The organism is Streptomyces lycii, from assembly GCF_009735685.1.
In the GTDB taxonomy this organism is placed as follows: Bacteria; Actinomycetota; Actinomycetes; order Streptomycetales; family Streptomycetaceae; genus Streptomyces; species Streptomyces lycii.
Genome location: NZ_WHPN01000416.1, coordinates 1 through 19,157 on the forward strand (window position 1 = coordinate 1; position 19,157 = coordinate 19,157).

The window sequence follows — 19,157 nt, forward strand, 5'->3', positions numbered from 1 at the left end:
CGGGGAGCCCCTCGCCGGGACCGCCGGGCTCTCGGTCCGGCGCGGGCGTACCGAGGCGCTGCGCCGGGTGGACCTCACCGTGCGGCCCGGCGAGACGGTGGCCCTGATGGGCCGCAACGGCGCGGGCAAGTCGACCCTGCTGAACACCCTGGTCGGCCTGCACGAACCGGCGGGCGGCAGCGCCCGCGTCGGCGGTCTGGTCCCGCACCGCACCTCCCCGCGGGAGCTGATCCGCCGGGTCGGACTCGTACCGCAGGAGCCGCGCGACCTGCTGTACGCCGACACGGTCGCCGCCGAGTGCGCGGCGGCGGACGAGGACGCGCGGGCGGCGCCCGGCAGCTGCCGGGCCCTGGTCACCGGGCTGCTGCCGGGCGTCGCGGACCACACGCATCCGCGGGACCTGTCGGAGGGCCAGCGGCTGGCGCTCGCGCTGGCCGTGGTGCTGACGGCCCGCCCCCCGCTGCTGCTGCTCGACGAGCCGACGCGGGGACTGGACTACGAGGCCAAGGCCCGGCTCGTGGGCGTCCTGCGCGGGCTGGCGTCGGAGGGACACGCGGTCGTGCTGGCGACCCACGACGTGGAACTGGTGGCGGAGCTGGCGGACCGGGTCGTGATCCTGGCCGACGGCGAGGTGGTCGCGGACGGCCCGACGGCCGAGGTGGTGGTCTCCTCCCCGGCGTTCGCACCGCAGGTGGCGAAGATCCTCGCGCCGGAGCGCTGGCTGACGGTGCCGCAGGTCCGGGACGCGCTGGCCGGGCCCGGCCGCGCGGCCGGGGAGGGCTCCGCATGACCGGGCCCGGCGCCGCCGCCCGGCGGAAGCCTTCCGCGGACCGGCGGGCGCGGACGGACCGGCAGGCGCGGGCGGTGCGGCTCGGCCCGCGGTCCGTGGCGGCCCTGGCGCTGGTCGGCGCGGTCGGCGTGATGGCGTTCGGCTGGCCGCTGCTGGCCGATTCCGCGTCCGGACTGGCGCACTCCAAGGACGCGCCGTGGCTGTTCGCGGCGCTGCTGCCGCTGCTGGTGGCCGTGGTCGTGGCGACGATCACGGAATCCGGGCTGGACGCGAAGGCGGTGGCGATGCTGGGTGTCCTGGCTGCGGTCGGCGCGGCGCTGCGGCCGCTGGGTGCCGGCACCGCGGGCCTGGAACCGATGTTCTTCCTGATGGTCCTCAGCGGCAGGGTGCTGGGGCCCGGCTTCGGCTTCGTGCTGGGCGCGGTGACCATGTTCGCCTCGGCGCTGCTGACGGGCGGGGTCGGGCCGTGGATGCCGTTCCAGATGCTGTCCATGGGCTGGGTGGCGATGGGCGCCGGTCTGCTGCCCGGGCCGGACCGGCTGCGGGGGCGCCGGGAACTGCTGCTGCTCGCGGGCTACGGGGCCGTCACCTCGGTGCTGTACGGCACGGTGATGAACCTCCAGGGCTGGCCCTACATCAGCGGCCCGGGAACGGGGATCTCCTTCGTCCCCGGCGATCCGCTGAACGAGAACCTGGTGCGCTTCGCGGCGTACTGCCTCGCCACCTCGCTGGGCTGGGATCTGCCGCGCGCCGCGCTGACCGCCGTGCTGACGCTGACGCTGGGCGGCACGGTGCTCCGGTCGCTGCGCCGGGCCACCCGGCGGGCCGCGTTCGAGGCTCCGGCCCTCTTCGCGGACGCGGCGGACACGGGCACCGGCGCCGGTCCCGGCCGCTCCGATGCCGGTGCCGGTCCCGGGCCGCTCTGAGGTCGGCCCCGGTCCCGGGCGCTTCGGCACCGGCGCCGGCCCCGGCCACCCCGGCGCGGGTCCCGGGCACTCCGATGCCGGTGCCGGTCCCGGGCGCTCCGGCGCCGACCTCTCCGGTCCCTGCCGCTCCGGCCCCGGTAACGCCTGCTGCCGGCCGCCCTCCGAGGGCCCGACAGGCCCTTCCAGAGGCGGCCGCTGAGCCTTCCGGAAGACCTTCGCGCGGCACCCTTGCCAAGAGTTACTGGTGAGTTTTACCCTCGGTAACGCCACTGCACTTGGCATGCACTCTTCATTCACCCCGTGCGCACTTCTCGCGGTTTCCGCACGTCCGCAGCTCCCGTACGACCCGCACGACCCGCACCTCGTACGCCCTGCACGACCTGCACTCCTGCACCTCAGCACGTCACGCGCACCGCGCACGTCCTGCACCTCAGCACGTCGCACGCACCGCGCACGTCCGCGTCTCCGCACGTCGCACCGCGCAGGCACCACTCCCCGGCCACGGCCCCGCGCGGTCCGGCGGCGCAGCCCGTCACGCCCATCGACCGAGGGGAAACGATCATGAAGGACGCTCAGGGCGGACACGTCACCGGACGGGTCCGCTGGCGGAAGTTCGCCGCGCTGGCCGTCCCCGGCCTCGCCGTCACCGGGGCCCTCGCGGTCGCCCTGGCCAACGGGGCGCTCGCCGCCTCGTTCGCCGTGTCCGGCCAGCAGTTCAAGGTCTCCGCCGACAGCCTGGAGGGCGACGGGTTCGTCCAGTACGGCAGCGTCGACACCAATGTCCGCGGCGAGCTGCTGCCCGTCGCCGTCACCGGGGTGAAGAAGGCCGAGATCAGCAATCTCTGCCAGTCCGTGCTCACCACCCTGCCGGTCATCGGCGACATCTCGCTGAAGCTCTCCGCGGGGTCCGGCGGGAAGCGGGTCGAGGCCACCGATCTGCTGCTGGACGCCACCTATCTGGCCGGTGACGCCTCGTTCAACAACATCGAGATCGGCCGGGACGCCTCCACCCTCGACAAGGGGCCCGCCAAGGCCCGCGGCATGCAGGACATGTTCGCGCAGCAGGCGGACGACGTCCGGATGACCGGCATGAAGCAGACCGCCTGGGCGACGACCGCCGGCACCTTCCGGCTCTCCGGGCTCAGCATGAAGATCCACAAGGGCAGGACGGAGTGTTTCTGAGGTGCCGGACACCGACCGGAACACCCCCGCCCGGCCCGGTCCGGCACCGGACCGCACGGCCGGCCGCGAACGCGTCGGCCCGCGCGCCCGGTGGCGGCGCTGGCGGCGGAGCCGGCCCTTCTGGGGCGGGCTCGCCACCGTCGTCGCCGGTACGGAGATCTGCCTGATCCCGCTCGCGCCGGTCGAGGTGATGCTGCACCAGGGCATCGCGGGCCTGCCGTCCGTACTGCTCGCCCTGATCATGATCGTGCTGGGGCTGAGCGCCTGGTTCGCACCCCACTACCGCGGGCTCGCGGGCGTCGTCACCGTGCTGCTCGCCGCCGCCGCGCTGGTGATGTCCAATCTCGGCGGCTTCTTCGTCGGCACCCTGCTGGGCATCGCCGGCGGTTCCATGATCTTCGCCTGGCGGCCCGTGCCGTCCCGGGCGGAGGGGGACCCGGCCGGGGACCGGCCGGACGCACCGGGCCCCTCGTCGGGCACCGGCCCGGCCACGGCCACGGCCCCCTGAGGCGGCCGGGCCCGCCCCCGGGCCCGGCCGGTCCTCCGCACCCCCACCCGTACATCCACCCGACACACCCACCCGTACAAGGAGACCCCCATGACGCGACGCTCCTCAACGGCCCGTGCCCTCCTCGCCTGTGGCACCGTCGCCGCCACCGCGGCGGCCGTCGCCCTGACCGGCGCGAGTTCGGCCGGCGCGGCCCAGGACGCCGCCGCAGCGGCCCCCACCACCGTCTCCCCCGCCGGTGACCACTTCGCCGCCACCCTCAGCGGCGATGCCACCTTCACCGCCGGATCGGTGACCGTCACCTGCACCGTCTCCACCTCCGTGCCCACCGACCCCGCGGGCACGGACGCCAACAACCAGATCCCGGCCGCCCCGGGCAACACCAACGCGGACGGCCCGGTCGCCAGCACCATCAATCCGCCCACCTACAGCTCGTGCAGTTCCAGCCTCCCCGGGGTGAGCGTCACCGTCACCACCAGCGGCACCTGGGGCGTCTCGATGCAGCACGGCGACCCGGTCGGCGCCACCCTCACCATCCCGCAGGGCGGCTTCCTGCTGGAGACCAGCGGCCTGGCGTCCTGCACCGTGACGGCCGCCCCCGACGGGGACGCGCCCGTGGCGGCGACGTGGACGAACGGCGAACCGTCGCAGCTCGACTTCACCGACGCCGAGGTCCCGGTGACGGTGGAGGGCGGCTTCGGCTGCCCGACCAGTTCCGAGGTCTCGGTGTTCAACGCGGTCTACGAGGTCACCGATGTGACCGACCCGGCGGCGCAGATCACCGTGACCGGCTGATCCGGCACCTGGCCGGCACCGGTCGTCCCGCACCGGCTGTCCCGGACCGGCGGGCCTGTCGCCGGCCGGACCGTCACCGGCAGGACTGACGTCTGTCCGACCGTCACCGGCCCGACCGTCACCGGCCGGTCTCCGGCCGGCGGCGGTGCAGCACGCATCCGTACGGACCCGGCGCGCGACGGGTCCGTACGGGCGCCGGCCACCACCCCCGAACCTTGGACGCGAACGACGGACCGCGGACCACGGACCACGGACGGCCAACGGCCAACGGCCAACGGAGGACGGCGCGAAAGGAGGACGGCGAAAGGAGGACGGAGGTACGGCACCAGCCCGGTCGCCACACCCGGCCGCCCTCGCGCCCCACCGAACCGTCCCCGCGCTCCACCGACCGCCCTCGCGCTCCACAGACCGTCCTCATGCTTCACCGACCGCCGCCGCCGTATCAGCCGCGCACGGCGCCCCGGCCCACCCGGCCGGTGTCCCGCTCAGTCGTCCTGGCCCGTGGAGCTGCCGGCGAGTGCGGGCCCGGCCGGTGAGCCGGGACCCGGTCCCGCGTCACCCTCCGGCCTCGGTGCCGGGAGCGGCACGGGGCCGTCCGGCGAACGTCCGGGCCCGGACGCGCCCGGCGCGGGCTTCCGTACCGGTGCGGTCCCTGCACCCGCGGTCCCTCCCGGAGTACGCCCTGCCGGAGTACGCCCTGCCGGTGGTGTCCCGGCCCGTGGACCGGCCGTGAGCGGGCTGGCTGCCGTTGTGCCGCGCCCCGCCGAAGACGTCCCGCCCGGCCGGTGTTCCGTGCCCGGGCCGCCCGCGGCTCCGCCCTCCGCCGTACGGTCCTCCACAGCCCGGCCCTGCACAGCTGAGACCTCCACAGCCGGGGCCTCCGCAACCGGGGTCTTCGCAGTCCGGTCCGGCGTTCCGTCTCCCGCCGCCCGTTCACCCGCCGCCCGGTGGTCCCCCGGCGCCCGGTCCTCCGCCGTGCGGCCCGCGAGGACGTGGCGCAGGCCGAAACCCGCCGCCACGACCACCGCGCCACCGGCCGCGTCCAGCAGGTAGTGGTTCGCCGTACCGACGATCACCGCCGTGGTCAGCACCGGGTAGAGCACCCCGAGCAGCTTGCCCCACCAGGCGGGCGCCAGCCGCCAGACCACCACCGCACACCACAGGGACCAGCCGACGTGCAGCGACGGCATGGCCGCGTACTGGTTCGAAATGCCCGTCAGCGCCCCGAAGTCCGGGTTGGACAGGTCCTGCGGGCCGTGGGCCGTGTCGATGAAGCCGAGGCCCGGCATCAGCCTCGGCGGCGCCAGCGGATACGCCCAGAAGCCGATCAGCGCCAGCAGGGTCGCGACGGCCAGGGAGGTGCGCGCCCAGCGGTACATCACCGGGCGGCGCAGGTACATCCAGCCGAGCAGCGACAGCGGCACCAGGAAGTGGAACGTCGTGTAGTAGAAGTTCATGCCGGCCTCGAGCCAGCCGGTGCGCGCCACCACCTGGTTGAACCAGTGCTCGATGTCGATGCGCAGCGCCGCCTCGATGTCGAGGATCTGCCACCCGTGCCCCTCCGCGAGCGCCCGGCCGTCGGGGGCCTGGGAGCGTATGTAGGAGTAGACCCAGTAGCCGACGCGTATGAGCAGCAGTTCCAGCACCAGGTTGGGCCGGCTCAGCGGCTGCTTCCAGAACCGCAGCAGCGGCACATGGCGGAGCCGGGACGCCGGGACCGTGGCGTAGGAAGTGGGCACGGGGCGCCGCCACTCGGGCACGTCCCGGGTGAGGAACGGCACCGCGCAGGCGGCGGCCAGCGCGGCGAACAGCGGAGCGTTGTCGCCGAGGAAGCCGACCACCTGGAGGTTCGGCATCAGGGCGTCCCGGTGCATCGTCATGACCAGGATGACGAGCACCGGCCACACCAGCCGGTCGGCGCCGCGCCGCCCGACCCGGCCCACCGCGGCGAGCAGGATCCACAACTGCTGGTGCTGCCATGCCGTCGGCGAGACGGCGACCGCGACGCAGCCGGTGAGCGCCACGGCCAGCAGCCACTGCCCGTCGGCGGCGTAACGCGCGGCGCGGCGCAGCCCGAGCACCGCGACGGCCGCGGCGAGCGCCAGGAACAGCACGACCTCCACCGGGCCCTGGAGCCCGAGCCGGAGCAGCACCCCGTGCAGCGACTGGTTGGCGAGGTCGTCGGCGGGCGCGCCGAGTCCGGCGCCCGCGACATGGTGCAGCCAGTACGCCCAGGAGTCGTCCGGGGCCGCCGCCCAGGCCAGCGCCGAGCAGCCGGCGAAGGTGCCCGCCGCGACGGCCGCGGCCCGGCGGCGCCCGGTCAGCCACAGCAGCGGCGCGAACAGCAGCACGGTCGGTTGGAGCGCTGCCGCGGCGCCTGTGAGGAGGCCGGTGGTCCGGGCCGAGCAGCGCGGCAGGAAGGCGACGAGCACGAGCAGCACGGGGACGATGCCGGTCTGGCCGAGGGCGAAGGTGTTGCGGACCGGCACCGACAGCACGAGCAGCCCGATCACGGCCGGCACCGCGAACAGCGCGGCGCGCCGCGACGACGGCCCCGGCAGCATCCGCGCGGTGACCATTCCGAGGGCGGCGACCAGCAGCAGGGTGCCGAACGTCCACACCACGCCGAGGCTCTGCTCGGCGGCCCGGGTGAGCGGCGTGAACACCAGGCCCGCGAAGGGCGTTCCGGTGAAGGACCCCGTGTCGTAGAGCGGATCGCCGGCCCGCAGCACTCCGTTCTCGCCGATCCAGGTCGCCAGGTCCGTCAGCCGCTCCTCGGGCGGCAGCCGCAGCACCGCGGCGGCCTGCCGTACGGCCAGCAGCGCCACCAGGAGCCACAGCGCCCCCAGCGTGATGACCGTCCGGGATTCCGCGGGCTGCCACACCGGCCCGCGCCTCTGCGCATTCGCCACGCCCCGTCGCTCCCCCTCCGCCCGCGCCGGCGCGGGCCCACTGATGCGTCCCCCGGGCAGACGCAGGAAACCCTGTGGCCACCTGACTGCCGCCATCCTGTTGCTCGAAACCGAACATTAGATGTGCCGGGCCGGGAATCCCACCTCACCCCCGGGCACACCGCGGTGCCCGGCCGGGCCGGGGCCGTGGGGCAGGATGGGCCCATGAGCATCGTCAAGATCAACGTGCTGAGCGTCTCGGAGGAGCAGCGGGAGACCCTGGAGCAGCGCTTCAGTGCCCGCGCGGGGCTGGTGGAGGACTCCGACGGCTTCGAGTGGTTCGAACTGCTGCGCCCCGTCGAGGGCACGGACCAGTATCTGGTGTACACGCGGTGGCGGGACGAGGAGTCGTTCCAGGCCTGGATGGAGGGCCCGATGAAGTCCGCCCACCAGGGCGGCGGCGCGGGCGGGGAGGGCGGCCCGTCAGGGGAGCGGCCGAAGCCGGCGGCGCGGCAGTCGGCGCTGTGGTCCTTCGAGGTCGCGCACCAGGCGTCGCCGAAGACCTGAGCCGACGCGCCCGGCCGGGTCCGGCCGGGTCCGGCCGGGTCCGGTCCGGTCCGGTCCGGTCCGGTCCGGTCCGGTCCGGTCCGCAGCGGCATACGGGCCGGCCGGGAGCACGGGCCGCGCGTCCGCGGAGTCCTCGTCCTCGTAACCGGCGGCCCGCAGCGCCGGGACGACCAGCGGCGTCGGGCCCGGCACACGGCACACGGCACGACACACGACGCCCGGCGCCCCGCATCCGCGCGCCCGCTCGCCCGCGCGCCCCTCCGTCCGCCGTGACGGCAGGTCCCGTCGCATGCCCGCACAGGTCCCGTCGCATGCCCGCACAGGTCCCGCCGCATGCCGGCACGGGTCCCGGCGCGTACGGACAAGTGCCCCGCCCGGACCGCGGCGCCGGGCTGCCGGGCCGGGTCCACCGAGCGGTTCTGCCGCGAACGCGGAAGGGCCCGGCCGGGTGCACCGCCGCACCCCGGCCGGACCCGGCCTGTGTCGATCCGTCAGAGCCGCAGCAGCCGCTCCGTCAGATCGCGGTAGTCCCGCAGCGCGTTCCGCAGTTCCTCCGTCGCGGCGTTGCCGTCGCCGTTCCCGTCGTGGCCGTGCCAGGAGGCGCGGAGTGCCCGGCGCCGCTCGGTGAGCGAGTCGGCGAACCGCGCCGCCAGGTCGGCGAACAGCGCGTCGGCCTCCTCCACGGACCGCTGCGGGCTGTCGACGAACCCGGTGACCGCCTCCTGGAGGCGCTGCGTCGCCCGGTCCGACTCGTGCTGCGGCAGCACGGGCCCCGGCGCCACGACCGGCCCCGCGCCCGGGCCGCCCTGCACGCCCGGGCCGCCCGCATTTCCGCCACCGCCCGGGCCTCCGGCAGCACCCGGGTCTCCGGCACCACCCGCGCCGGACGCACCGGCCGGCGGGTAGGGCTCGCCGCCGGGCACCGGATACGGCTGCTGCGGCACCGGCCCTCCGGCCCCGTACGGCCCGGCGGCGGGCAGGTCACCGGCCGTTCCGGGTCCGGGCGGCGGCGGCGCCGGGGGCTCGGGCGGAGCGGCCGGAGGCGGAGGCGTCCCCGGCATGTCCGGCGTACCGGGTGCCGCGGCGCCGGGGGCGGGGGCGGGTGCACCCGTGTCCCGGGTGCCGGTCCGCTGCCGGGCGCCGAGGTCCCGGTTGCCCGGTGGCCGGGTTCCGGGTTGCGGGGTGCCGATCGGTGCCGTGGCGTCCGGCCGGGGTTCCCGGGCCGCGAGTTCGCCGGGGTGGGCGCCTTCGGCCCCTTCGACGCCGGACCGGCGGTCGCCCGTCACGCCGGGCTGTCCGGTGTGTTCGGTGTGTGCGGTGTGTTCGGTGTGTGCGGTGTGTGGGGCGCGGTCAGTGCCTTGGAAGTGTTCGGTGCGTTCGGTGGGTTCGTCGCGCCGCATCAGACACCGCCCCTCGGCGAGGTGTCCCGGTCCCGGTGGCCGGACGTCCACGGGGCGTGCAGCCGGTCGGACAGCCGCTTGTTGCCGCCCGTGGCGCCGGGCCGGGCGGCGGGGCGCTCGGCGGCGCCGTTGCCCGTACGGTCGCCGGCCCGGTGCCGGACGTTGTCCTGCGGGTGGGTGCCGACCAGGTCCTCGAAGAGCGCGCGGGCGTGCACCAGGACCTCGCGCAGCTCCTCCGTCCCGGCCCGGCCGGTGCGGGCCCGGGAGGCGACGGCGTGCACCTGGCGGTAGCCGTCGACGTGGTGGGTGTGGTGCACGGACAGGGCCGCGACCTGCTCGTCGTAGTCGTCGGCCGGGTAGCCGCGGTCGCGCACCAGCCGGCCCAGCAGCCGGTCCGCCTCGGCGACGGCCGTCTCGGGCGAGTCGACGAACTGCTCCTGCACGCCCGCCCAGAGCGCGACGTAGCTCTCGCGCGCCTCGGCCGTCAGGGGCCGGGCCCGGAGGTCGCCGTGGCGCCGCAGCCGCTCGGAGAGGTCCTTCTCCGCGGCCTGCGTGTCGCCGTCGTGCCGGGCCACGGTCCGGTCGTACTCGGGACCGAAGCGCTGCCGCAGATTCGTACCGCCGCTCTTCCTGACACGGGGGGCGAGAACGACCGCGACGATGATGACGACCGCCACGGCCAGAACGATGATGATGCCGGTGGACATGTCTTGCCTTTCGCAGAGGTCCTCTCGTGCGAGGCTGTCAACCCGCCGTTTAACCCGGCGACCGGACCGCAAACGCCGTCAGTTCCCCGCGGCCCGCGCACGGGACGGCGGTGCGCCGCGGCCCGCCTTCCCCGGCACGGCGGCCGCGGCCGCGAAACACGGAGGCGGCGCCCACGGAGCCGTAGCAGACTGTCCCCCATGACCAGCACACCCACCGGACGCCGCACCTGGACCGTCGCCCCCGAACCCGTCGGCTCCCCCGACTCCGTGGCGCTGCTGCGCGACTACTTCGCGGAGGTTGCGGGCCGTTACTGGGGCCGGCCCGCGACGGAGGAGGAGATCGACGACGGGGTCACGGGCGAGCACCACAGCGACGATCTCGTACCGCCCGACGGCCTGTTCCTCGTCGCCCGGTACGGCAACGAGCCGACGGGCTGCGCGGGCCTGCGGCTGCTGCGGCCGGGCACGGCCGAACTGAAGCGCGTCTACGTCCGCCCCGGTGCGCGGCGCAGCGGCGGCGGCTCCGCGCTGATGGCCGCCGCCGAGTCCGCCGCCCGCTCCCTCGGCGCGACCCGGATCGTGCTGGACACGCGGCGCGACCTGACCGAGTCGCACGCCCTGTACGCGGCGCACGGCTACGCGGAGATCCCGGCGTACAACCACGGCGTCTTCGCCGACCACTGGTTCGCCAAGGACCTCGGCACGGACTGATACGCCAACGGGCCCGGCGCGGGGCCCGACCGGGGCCGCGCACCCGCTCGCGGGGGCCGTGGCGCACGCCTGGCCGGTGCCCGGACCGGGCGGGCGCCCCCGGCTCGCGCGGCCCGCCGGACTACCGGCCCCGTCCGTCCACCGGCTCCGTCCACCGGCTCCGTCCGCCGGTCCCGACCGTCCACCGGCCCCGTCCGCCGACCCTGTCCGCCGACCCGTCCCGTCCGGCCACCGGACCGCCGCCGTCGCGACCGTGCGCGCGGCCCGCCGAAGCCTGCGCCCGCTCCCCGGGCGGAGCGCTGCGCCCGCCAGGCCACCGCTTCCGTGCGCCCGCCGGACCACCGGGTCAGCTGTGTCCGCCGGTCCGGCCGCTCAGCGCGTTCACGCACTCAGTGCCCTCAGTGCCCTCAGTGCGCTCAGCGGGCTCAGCGGGCTCAGCCGGGCTCAGGCATGGCACTCAGTGCGCTCAGCGGACTCAGTAGTGGTCCACCCGCGCCCCCGGGCCGTGCAGGTGCTGGTGCCCGTTGTGCGGTCGTTCGTCGTCCGAGCCGCACATCTCGGCGTTCAGCTCACGGACCAGTTCCACCAGGTCCCGGGGCCGCTCCGGCCCCCACCAGTCGCCGAGCAGCTCCGCCAGCGACTCCTCGCGGGCCTTCGCCAGATGCAGCGCGACCTCGTCCCCCTTGTCGGTCAGCACCAGCGGCAGCCCCTTCCGCACGGCCAGCCCGCGTTCCTCCACCTGCCGGGCGGCGAGCGTGATGATGCTCAGCGGCACGGTGCTGTGCTCGGCGAGCAGGGCGGGCTCGGCCGAGCCGTAGCGCCGGATGCGCAGCAGCAGCCAACTCGCCCCCGGGTGGAGGTCGTACCCGGCCCGCCGGGTGATGTCGGCGTAGACCTCGCGGCGGCCCTCCCGGCTGCCGAGGTGGGACAGGGCTCGGGCGGCCTCGTCGTGCGAGGAGCGTTCGACGGGGTTGCCGGCCAGGGTCTCGCTCATCTCGGGCGTCCGTACGGAGCCCCGCAGCGGGTCCTCCTTGAGGAACAGCGCGAGCACCAGGGCGACCAGCGCGACCGGTGTCGCGTAGAGGAAGACATCGGTGATCGCGGTCGCGTAGGCGTCGAGCACCCGTGGCCGGAGCGCGGCGGGCAGTTCGGCGACCGTCCGCGGGTCGGCCTCCAGCGTGCCCGGGTCGGCACCGGGCGGCAGCCGCTCGCCCGCGAGCGCGGCGGACAGCTTGTCACCGAGCCGTCCGGCGAAGACGCTGCCGAAGACCGCGACGCCGAACGAGGCGCCGATCGACCGGAAGAAGGTGGCGCCGGAGGTGGCGACGCCCAGGTCCTCGTAGCCGACGGCGTTCTGCACGGCGACCACCAGGATCTGCATCACCAGCCCGAGCCCGAAACCGAAGACCGCGAAGTACAGGCCCATCTCCCACTCGCCGCTCCTCCGGTCCAACTGGTGCAGCAGGAGCAGCCCGAGGGCGGTGACGGCGGTGCCCGCGACGGGGAAGACCTTCCAGCGTCCGGTACGGGTCACCAGCCGCCCGGAGCCGGTCGAGGCGATCAGCAGCCCGGCGACCATCGGCAGCATGTGCACACCGGACATGGTGGGCGTGACCCCGCGGACGACCTGGAGGAACGTCGGCAGGTAGGTCATCGCGCCGAACATCGCGAACCCGACGACGAAACCGATGACGGAGCAGAGCGTGAAGGTCCGGCTCCGGAACAGTTTCAGCGGCAGCACCGGCTCGGCCGCCCGCCGTTCCACGGCCACGAACGCGGCGGTGAGGACGACGGCGAGCACCGCCAGGCCGACGATCTGCCACGAGCCCCAGGCCCAGGTCGTGCCGCCGAGCGAGGTCGCGAGCACCAGGCAGGCGGCCACGGAGGCGATGAGGAAGGTGCCGGGATAGTCGATCCGGTGGCGCTCGCGGTACCGCGGGATGTGCAGCACCGTGGCGATCACCAGCAGCGCGACCAGCCCGACGGGCACATTGATGTAGAAGACCCAGCGCCAGCTCAGATGCTCTGTGAAGAGCCCGCCGAGCAGCGGTCCGAGCACACTGGTCGCGCCGAACACCGCGCCGAACAGCCCCTGGTACCGGCCGCGCTCGCGGGGCGGCACGATGTCGCCGACGATCGCCATGGACAGCACCATCAGCCCGCCGCCGCCGAGCCCCTGGAGAGCGCGGAAGGCGATCAGCTGCGGCATGTCCTGCGCCACCCCGCAGAGCACGGAGCCGACGAGGAAGATCCCGATGGCCGTCAGGAACAGCTTCTTCCGGCCGTACTGGTCGCCCAGCTTGCCCCAGAGCGGGGTCGCGGCCGTCGCGGCGAGGAGATACGCGGTGACCACCCACGACAGGTGTTCCATGCCGCCGAGTTCGCTGACGATCGTCGGCAGGGCGGTCGAGACGATGGTCTGGTCGAGCGCGGCGAGCAGCAGTCCCAGCAGCAGGGCGCCGATCGCCATCAGCACCGACGCCCCGGGTTCGTCCGGGTCGTGTCCGAGCCCGGCGGCTTTCCGCTGTTCAGGGGGCACGGAGTCGCCGGACCGGTCGGCGGGTGCCGTCGCGTCCTCGGCCATGACAGGCCTCCTCGGGTCGGGCTCTGCCGCTCTGGGTGCCCACGACGGCGGCTCCTATCCCACCCGGTCCGCCCCGGCGCTCCGGGACCTCCCGGACGGCGTCCGCGGAACGGGCGGAACCGCACCCTCTGGACCGGCGTTTCTGGGCTTGTCGCACTGGTGTCTGCATAATCACTTCCGTCAGAGGGAGGGGACCCACGGTGACGGCACATCGCTGCCCGGAGTGCGGCTCGGGGCGGACGTCGGACGGCAGGCTCGCCTGCGACTGCGCCGAGCGCGCGTTGGCGGCGGCGGAGGACTTCGATCCGCTCCTGCGCATCCGGCCCTACGTCGACCTGCCCGAACCGGAACAGGACCGGCCGGGCGGCCCGGGCGAGCCCTCCGGCCCGGCCCGGGACGACGACGAGCGGCTGACCGGGGAGGACGGCGGGTCCGGCGCCCCGGCCCGCGACGGTGCTCCCGGGCGGCCCGTACCGGCTCCGGACCCGGCGGCGCCGCCGTTCCGGCAGCGGCTCGCGGAGGAGCGGGCGGAGGGGGCCGAAGCGGCGACCGGGACAGCCGCGTCCGGCGAGTCCTCCGGCCAGTCCTCCCCGCCGCGGCCCGAACTGCGTCCTCGGCTGCGGCCGTCCTCGGCGGAGACCACCGGGGAGCGCGACGGGGACGGCGTACGGGACGGTGCCGACGGCGTACCGGGCGACGGCGCACGGAGCGACGCGGTACGGAGCGACGGCGCCCGGGACGGCCTCGCCGGGCGTGGCGGCCCGGCCGGGCGGGACGGCGAACGGGCCGCCCACGGCGGTGCACCGGCCGCGGGCGGCACGGGACGGACCGGTGACGGCCCGGTGCGGAACGGCGGTGACGCGGGGCGGCCCGGGACGGACCGGGCGGCCGGGGTCGCCGGACCGGACACCGGTGCGGCTGCCCGTTCTCGGACGGCGGGCGCCGCGGCCGGCGCTGTGGGAAGCACCGCGGCCGGAAGCGGTCCGGCGGGCCGGGACACGGCGGACCGGGCCCCGGCGGGCAGCGGCGCGTGGGAGAGCGGCACGGCGGACAGCGCCCGGGCACGCTCCGGGACGGCGACCGACAGGGCGTCCATGGCGGCCGCCGCGGGCGGCCGGACCGCGGACGACGCTCCCGGACCCGCGGAACGGCACACCGCTGAGCCGTCCGGAGCCGGATCCCCGTCGGCCGCCGACGCGGCGACGGCGCCGCTCCCTGCCGTACCGGGCTCCGGCCCCGGCTCCCGGCCGGGCACGACCGACCCGTTCGGCCCCGCGTCCCCGCACCGGGACGACGACGGGGCCCGGCCCTCCGTCGGTGACCCGGCAAGCGGCACCCCGGAGGCGACGGCTCTCCTCTCCCCCGTCCTGTCCCCGGTGGCCGGGCCGGGATCGGCCCCCGCCGGTCCCCGCGAGCAGGATCTGGGGCTGTTCAGCCACGACGACCCGCAGGACGACGTCTGGGACGACGACCAGCCGCCCGCCCGGCAGCGGCGGCGCCGGGCAGCCGTCGTCGCCGGAGGTGCCGTCGCCGTCGCGGCGGTCTGTGTCGGCGTGCTGAGCGCCGGCCTGCTGGGAGGCGGCGACGAGGAGGACCGGGCGGTGCCGAGCGAGACGACCCGGTCCGCGTCGGCCGTACAACCCACGGGGCAGGAACCCGAGAGCCCGTCCCCGTCCGCGTCCTCCGAGAGCGGCTCGCCGTCGGCCTCGGCGTCGGACAGTTCCTCCGCTTCCGCCAGCGCCTCGGCCGCCGTACCGACGGGCCCGGACGGGACACCGTCGGCGACCGAGGGCACGGGGGCGGTCACCGAGCCGACGGACGGCTCCGGCGGCGTGGACGAGGAGCAGCCGGACGACAGCCCGCAGGTGCTCCAGGAGGGCATGGAGGGCCCGCAGGTCAAGGAGATGCAGCAGCGGCTGAACCAGGTGGCCGGCCTGTCGGGGGTGTTCGGCAAGGATCTGCCGGAGGACGGCCGCTTCGACGAGGAGGACCGGGAGCGGGTCGAGCGGTACCAGGAGTGGAACGGCATCCGCGAGGACCCCGAGGGCGTCTACGGCAAGGCGACCCGCCGCTCCCTGGAAAGCCGCACCGAGGAGCCGTAGGGAGCACACCGAGGAGGCGGGGGCGGGCGCTCCGAGGAGCCGTAGGGGGCGCACCGAAAAGCCGTGGGCGGGCGGCGGGCAGGCACGGTCCGGCATGCCTTCTCGCCGGGCTCCGCGTTCCTCCCGGCGCCGACCGGACCTGCCGAAAGCCGGGGCCGCCGCCCGGCCGTCCGCCACCGCCGCGGCCTGCCCGCCCCGGCCTTCCTCACCGGCCTTCCTCACCGGCCTTCCTCACCGGCCTTCCTCACCGGCCCTTCGTCGTACGCACCCCGCGCTCACCGGGGGCCGGGGGCTCCTCGTCCCGCGGGGTGCCAACCCGTCACCCGCCGCCGTACCGGGTACGGACCCAGGGCGCCGCGGCGGGTGCCGCACCGGGCGCCGCTGCCGAGCCTCGGCCGACCGGCGCGCTCCCCGGCTCCACGGGCCCTCACTGCGTAGCCGAGTGCGCCCGGGAACCACCCACCCCAGACCCGAACCGCTCCCTCCAAGGCCCGGCACCGCTCCCTCCGAGCGCCGGAACCGCTCCCTCCGAGGCCCGGGAACCACCCACCAAGTCCGAGGCCTCCTCGCCCCGGGGACACCCCCGGACCCGGGCCCCCGGACCCGGGCCCGCAAACCCGGCCGCACCCCGGCCACAGGCCCTGGCCACGGACCCGGGACGCAAACCCGGGCCGCACCGGGGCCCCAGACCCAGGACGTACCCGGGCCGCGAACCCAAGGCCCAAACCCAAGACCCAACCCGGGACGCAGGCCCTGGCCGGAGGCCCCCTGGCGTCCGGCGCCAGGTTTTTGTATGGTTGAGGAACAAAGTGGTTCCGCCCGCATTCCCTGACCGGCGGGCGGAGCCGCTTGTCTTCTTCCGCACGTCTTGGAGCCACCGATGACGGCCGACGCCTCCGCCACCGCCCTCACCGCCCGGGCCCTGCTGCTCGACATGGACGGCACCCTCGTCAATTCGGACGCCGTCGTCGAACGCTGCTGGCGCCGGTGGGCGGCCGAGCAGGGACTCGACCCGGAGTACGTCCTCGGACGCGTCCACGGCCGGCAGGGGCACGCCACCATGGCGCTGCTGCTCCCCGACCGTCCCGCCGCCCTCAACCACGAGGACAACAAGCGGATGCTGGCCCAGGAGACCGCCGACATGGACGGCGTCGTACCGGTGCCCGGCGCGCCCGCGTTCATGGAGGCGATCGCCTCCCTGCCGCACGCGCTCGTCACCTCCGCCGACCGGGCACTGTCCACCGCCCGGATGGCCGCGGCCGGGCTCCCGATGCCGGAGCTGCGGGTCACCGCCGAGTGCGTGGGCGCGAGCAAGCCGGACCCGGAGGGCTTCCTCAAGGGCGCGGCCGAGCTGGGCTACGAGCCGGCCGACTGCGTGGTCTTCGAGGACTCCGAGGTCGGCATCGCGGCGGCCCGCGCCGCCGGCATGCGCGTGGTGGGCGTCGGCCCGCGGGCGGCCGCCCTCGACCCGACGGTGCACGTACGCGACCTGGAGCAGGTCCGCGTCGAGGCCGCACCCGGCGGACTCCGCCTCACCGTCACGGCCTGAGAGGCCCCGCGCCCCGCCACACCTGCACGTCAGCGGGCTGACCCGCTCCCCGCGGGCCCGCCCCCTCCCGCCCGCGGGCGGCCTCCCGTGGAAGGCGGTGGCTGCGGGCGGCTCACGGGGAACGCGGTGGCTGCGGGCTGTCTCCCGTGGAACGCGGCACGGCCCGTATCTCCTGCCGACGTGTGACGTGGACCGGCTGCCGTGACCGAGCCCGCGCGCACTCCGGGGCCACAGCCCCCACCCACCCGAATCGCTCAGGGGGGATCGCTGCCCCGAGCGAGCCCCAGCCGCGCGCACGCCCGAGCCACAGACCCCACCCGAGCCGTTCCGGGACGATCGCTACCCCGATCCCGACCCCGAGCCCGAGCCCGCGCCCGCTCCCGCGCCGCAGCCCTCACCCCAGCCGTTCCGGGACGACCCCCTCCCCGGCCGCCGCCCCCGGGGCCTCCGGCGGCGGCCGGGAGACGGCCAGCAACGCCACGTCGTCCCGCAGCGAACCGCCGGTGTGCCGCTGGAGATCCTCCCGGATCGCGTCGAGCACACCGTCCGGTCCCGGCGGGGTGGGGCGCGACAGCCGGGGCACCGGGTCGTAGAAGGTCCCGTTCCGGTCGCGTGCCTCGGTCACCCCGTCCGTGTACAGCACCAGCGTGGCGCCCGGCGGCATCCGGTAGGCGTCGACGGGGACGCCGAAGTCCCCGACCGTCGCCAGCCCCAGCGGCAGGGACGCCGCCCCGGGGGCCAGGGTCCGCACCCGGCCGCCGGAGACCAGGAGGGGCGCGGGATGGCCGCGGTTGGCCACGCGCAGCACGTCGAGTCCGTCGTCCAGCTCGGCGACCACCGCCGTGGCGAACGACTCGGACATGGCGCCGCCGTCGTCCGCGCCGAGGCCCTCGGCCCGTTCCTCGAGCCGGCCGACCACCTCCCGCAGGTCCCGGAGGTGGGTGCTCGCCGCCTGGAAGGCGCCCAGCAGCCCGTTGACCGTCCGGACCGCGTCCAGGCCCTTGCCGCGTACGTCGCCGATCAGGATGCGCAGGCCGTAGGGGGTGTGGTGGATCGCGTAGAAGTCGCCGCCGACGGCGGCCTCCCGGGACGCTGCCTGGTAGCGCGCGGCCACCGCCGCCCCGCCCACCCGCGGCGGGGGCTCCGGCAGCACCGCGCGCTGGACGGCCTCGGCCAGTTCGCGGGCGGTGCTCAGCTTGCGGCGGTCGCTCGCCGCCACCCGGTTGATGGCCGCGGCCACCACCGTCAGCAGCACGATGCTGGTGAACCCCACCGCGTACGCGGTTTCGAACTCCCTGCCGTGCAGCCGGAACTCGACGATCCCGATGAGCAGGGCGCAACCGCCCGTCGCCAGCGTCCCGGTGAGGGACAGCAGCGGCGCGGCGATCGCCGGCGCCGCCGCGAGCAGCGGAAAGGCGGAGATCCACGCCGGCAGCACGAAGCCGACCACCGCACCGGCCAGCAGGACGGCCGCCGGGAGCCAGCGGAACCACTCCCACCACGGACGGTGCCACCCGGGCACGCCGCCCCCACCCGCCCGGTCCGCCCACCGTGTCGCGCCCTGGTCACGGACCCGGCGCCAGGCGTCGGCGAGCCCGGGGGAGATCAGCGGACGCATGCGACATCTCCCACGTCACGAGGGTCACGGCACTCCCAGTGTCGGCCCGGTTCCGTGGTTCCGCACGTCGCCGGACGGCTCCGCCCCGCCGGCCCACCGCCCGGCGGCCGTACGCCCTCACGGCGAGACCACCTCATACGGGCCGGCGGCCGTACGCCCTCGTGGCGAGACCGCCTCGTACAGGCCGGCGGCCGTACGCCCTCACGGCGAGACCGCCTCGTACAGGCTGAACGCCGCCAGCGCCAGCATCACCACCGCCGCCACCTTGGTGATCAGCTTCAGCGGCACGTACTTCATCAGCGTCCGCCCGCCCAGGATGCCGATGCCCGCGACCGCCCACAGGGCGAGGACCGCGCCGATGCCGACCGAGACGGGGTCGTCGTAGCGGGCGGCCAGGTTCGCGGTCATGATCTGGGTGAGGTCGCCGAACTCGGCGACGAGGATCAGCATGAAGCCCGCTCCGGACACCTTCCAGAAGCTCTGGTCGGCGGGCTTGCGGATCTCCTCCTCGTCCTCGTCCTTCTTCAGCAGGAGCATCGCGGCTCCGGCCAGGAAGAGCACACCGACGACGGCCTGCACGATGCGCTGCGGCAGCAGGGTGAGCACGCTGCCCGCGGCGACCGCGAGGAGGACGTGTACGACGAAGGCCGCGGCGACGCCGGCGAAGACGTAGGAGGCGCGGTAGCGGGTCCCGAGCATCAGCCCCGCGAGGGCGGTCTTGTCGGGGAGTTCGGCGAGGAAGACGACGCCGAAGACGAGTGCGATGGTGCCGATGCTGAGCACAGCGGTGATTCCCTCAATCGGTCGGGCTGCCGGGCCGGACCGAG

The 19,157-nt window shown here is 75.6% G+C and carries 14 protein-coding genes and 1 pseudogene; 9 read left to right on the forward strand and 6 right to left on the reverse strand.

Going from position 1 to position 19,157, the window contains the following annotated elements; all coding sequences use genetic code 11:
* The 5 genes from GCU69_RS29390 to GCU69_RS29410 all read left to right on the forward strand — a co-directional run.
* The coding region (locus GCU69_RS29390) for an energy-coupling factor ABC transporter ATP-binding protein (RefSeq protein ID WP_156207707.1) at positions 1 to 790 on the forward strand (790 nt) is incomplete at its 5' end.
* A complete protein-coding gene (locus GCU69_RS29395) occupies positions 787 to 1,716 on the forward strand; it encodes an ECF transporter S component (protein ID WP_156207708.1) in 930 nt (309 codons plus the stop codon). The genes GCU69_RS29390 and GCU69_RS29395, both read left to right, overlap by 4 nt.
* A 561-nt stretch (positions 1,717 to 2,277) precedes the next feature.
* Entirely contained in the window at positions 2,278 to 2,898 is a 621-nt protein-coding gene (locus GCU69_RS29400) for a DUF6230 family protein (RefSeq protein ID WP_156207709.1), read from the forward strand.
* A 1-nt stretch (position 2,899) separates the two neighbouring features.
* On the forward strand, positions 2,900 to 3,406 hold the full coding sequence (locus tag GCU69_RS34190; protein WP_235978781.1) for a DUF6114 domain-containing protein: 507 nt from the start codon (positions 2,900 to 2,902) through the stop codon (positions 3,404 to 3,406).
* Positions 3,407 to 3,496: 90 nt separating this feature from the next.
* Positions 3,497 to 4,201, forward strand: a complete 705-nt coding sequence (locus GCU69_RS29410; protein ID WP_098751696.1) for a hypothetical protein — start codon at positions 3,497 to 3,499, stop codon at positions 4,199 to 4,201.
* Between the two features lie 956 nt (positions 4,202 to 5,157).
* Here GCU69_RS29410 and GCU69_RS29415 read toward each other — a convergent pair.
* A pseudogene (locus GCU69_RS29415) lies at positions 5,158 to 7,086 on the reverse strand (bifunctional glycosyltransferase 87/phosphatase PAP2 family protein); the annotation flags it as partial.
* Between the two features lie 231 nt (positions 7,087 to 7,317).
* Between GCU69_RS29415 and GCU69_RS29420 the strand changes: the two are divergent.
* The gene (locus GCU69_RS29420) at positions 7,318 to 7,659 is read left to right on the forward strand and encodes an antibiotic biosynthesis monooxygenase family protein (protein ID WP_156207711.1); all 342 of its coding nucleotides are present in this window, start codon (positions 7,318 to 7,320) and stop codon (positions 7,657 to 7,659) included.
* Positions 7,660 to 8,150: 491 nt separating this feature from the next.
* Here GCU69_RS29420 and GCU69_RS29425 read toward each other — a convergent pair whose 3' ends face one another.
* Together GCU69_RS29425 and GCU69_RS29430 are read right to left on the reverse strand one after the other, a co-directional pair.
* Positions 8,151 to 8,603 carry a hypothetical protein gene (locus tag GCU69_RS29425; RefSeq protein WP_156207712.1) on the reverse strand — a complete coding sequence of 151 codons (453 nt, stop codon included), beginning with the start codon at positions 8,601 to 8,603 and terminating at the stop codon, positions 8,151 to 8,153.
* A 455-nt stretch (positions 8,604 to 9,058) separates the two neighbouring features.
* Positions 9,059 to 9,766, reverse strand: a complete 708-nt coding sequence (locus GCU69_RS29430) for a hypothetical protein (RefSeq protein WP_156207713.1) — start codon at positions 9,764 to 9,766, stop codon at positions 9,059 to 9,061.
* Between the two features lie 198 nt (positions 9,767 to 9,964).
* Here GCU69_RS29430 and GCU69_RS29435 point away from each other — a divergent pair, with 198 nt between their 5' ends.
* Positions 9,965 to 10,477 (forward strand): GNAT family N-acetyltransferase, encoded by a 513-nt coding sequence (locus GCU69_RS29435; protein WP_156207714.1) that lies wholly within the window; start codon positions 9,965 to 9,967, stop codon positions 10,475 to 10,477.
* A 475-nt stretch (positions 10,478 to 10,952) separates the two neighbouring features.
* Here the strand turns inward: GCU69_RS29435 and GCU69_RS29440 are convergent, their stop codons facing one another.
* Entirely contained in the window at positions 10,953 to 13,061 is a 2,109-nt protein-coding gene (locus GCU69_RS29440; protein WP_156207715.1) for an MFS transporter, read from the reverse strand.
* Positions 13,062 to 13,261: 200 nt separating this feature from the next.
* On the opposite strand from GCU69_RS29440, the gene GCU69_RS29445 reads away from it, so the two are divergent.
* Together GCU69_RS29445 and GCU69_RS29450 are read left to right on the forward strand one after the other, a co-directional pair.
* Positions 13,262 to 15,163: a peptidoglycan-binding domain-containing protein gene (locus GCU69_RS29445; protein WP_156207716.1), complete on the forward strand. Its 1,902-nt coding sequence runs from the start codon at positions 13,262 to 13,264 to the stop codon at positions 15,161 to 15,163.
* Positions 15,164 to 16,043: 880 nt separating this feature from the next.
* Positions 16,044 to 16,712 carry an HAD-IA family hydrolase gene (locus GCU69_RS29450; protein WP_156207717.1) on the forward strand — a complete coding sequence of 223 codons (669 nt, stop codon included), beginning with the start codon at positions 16,044 to 16,046 and terminating at the stop codon, positions 16,710 to 16,712.
* 394 nt (positions 16,713 to 17,106) lie between these two features.
* On the opposite strand, the gene GCU69_RS29455 is transcribed toward GCU69_RS29450, so the two are convergent.
* Both GCU69_RS29455 and GCU69_RS29460 read right to left on the reverse strand, forming a co-directional pair.
* A complete protein-coding gene (locus tag GCU69_RS29455) occupies positions 17,107 to 18,330 on the reverse strand; it encodes a PP2C family protein-serine/threonine phosphatase (protein ID WP_156207718.1) in 1,224 nt (407 codons plus the stop codon).
* 201 nt (positions 18,331 to 18,531) lie between these two features.
* Positions 18,532 to 19,113 carry a TMEM165/GDT1 family protein gene (locus GCU69_RS29460; protein ID WP_098755101.1) on the reverse strand — a complete coding sequence of 194 codons (582 nt, stop codon included), beginning with the start codon at positions 19,111 to 19,113 and terminating at the stop codon, positions 18,532 to 18,534.
* Positions 19,114 to 19,157 lie beyond the last annotated feature (44 nt).

Bases quoted from the DNA above. Each gene is read 5' to 3' on its own strand.
- GCU69_RS29435 (WP_156207714.1), top strand. From the start codon at position 9,965: ATGACCAGCACACCCACCGGACGCCGCACCTGGACCGTCGCCCCCGAA.
- GCU69_RS29450 (WP_156207717.1), top strand. From the start codon at position 16,044: ATGACGGCCGACGCCTCCGCCACCGCCCTCACCGCCCGGGCCCTGCTG.
- GCU69_RS29410 (WP_098751696.1), top strand. From the start codon at position 3,497: ATGACGCGACGCTCCTCAACGGCCCGTGCCCTCCTCGCCTGTGGCACC.
- GCU69_RS29400 (WP_156207709.1), top strand. From the start codon at position 2,278: ATGAAGGACGCTCAGGGCGGACACGTCACCGGACGGGTCCGCTGGCGG.
- GCU69_RS29420 (WP_156207711.1), top strand. From the start codon at position 7,318: ATGAGCATCGTCAAGATCAACGTGCTGAGCGTCTCGGAGGAGCAGCGG.
- GCU69_RS29440 (WP_156207715.1), bottom strand. From the start codon at position 13,061: ATGGCCGAGGACGCGACGGCACCCGCCGACCGGTCCGGCGACTCCGTG.
- GCU69_RS29395 (WP_156207708.1), top strand. From the start codon at position 787: ATGACCGGGCCCGGCGCCGCCGCCCGGCGGAAGCCTTCCGCGGACCGG.
- GCU69_RS29455 (WP_156207718.1), bottom strand. From the start codon at position 18,330: ATGCGTCCGCTGATCTCCCCCGGGCTCGCCGACGCCTGGCGCCGGGTC.
- GCU69_RS29430 (WP_156207713.1), bottom strand. From the start codon at position 9,766: ATGTCCACCGGCATCATCATCGTTCTGGCCGTGGCGGTCGTCATCATC.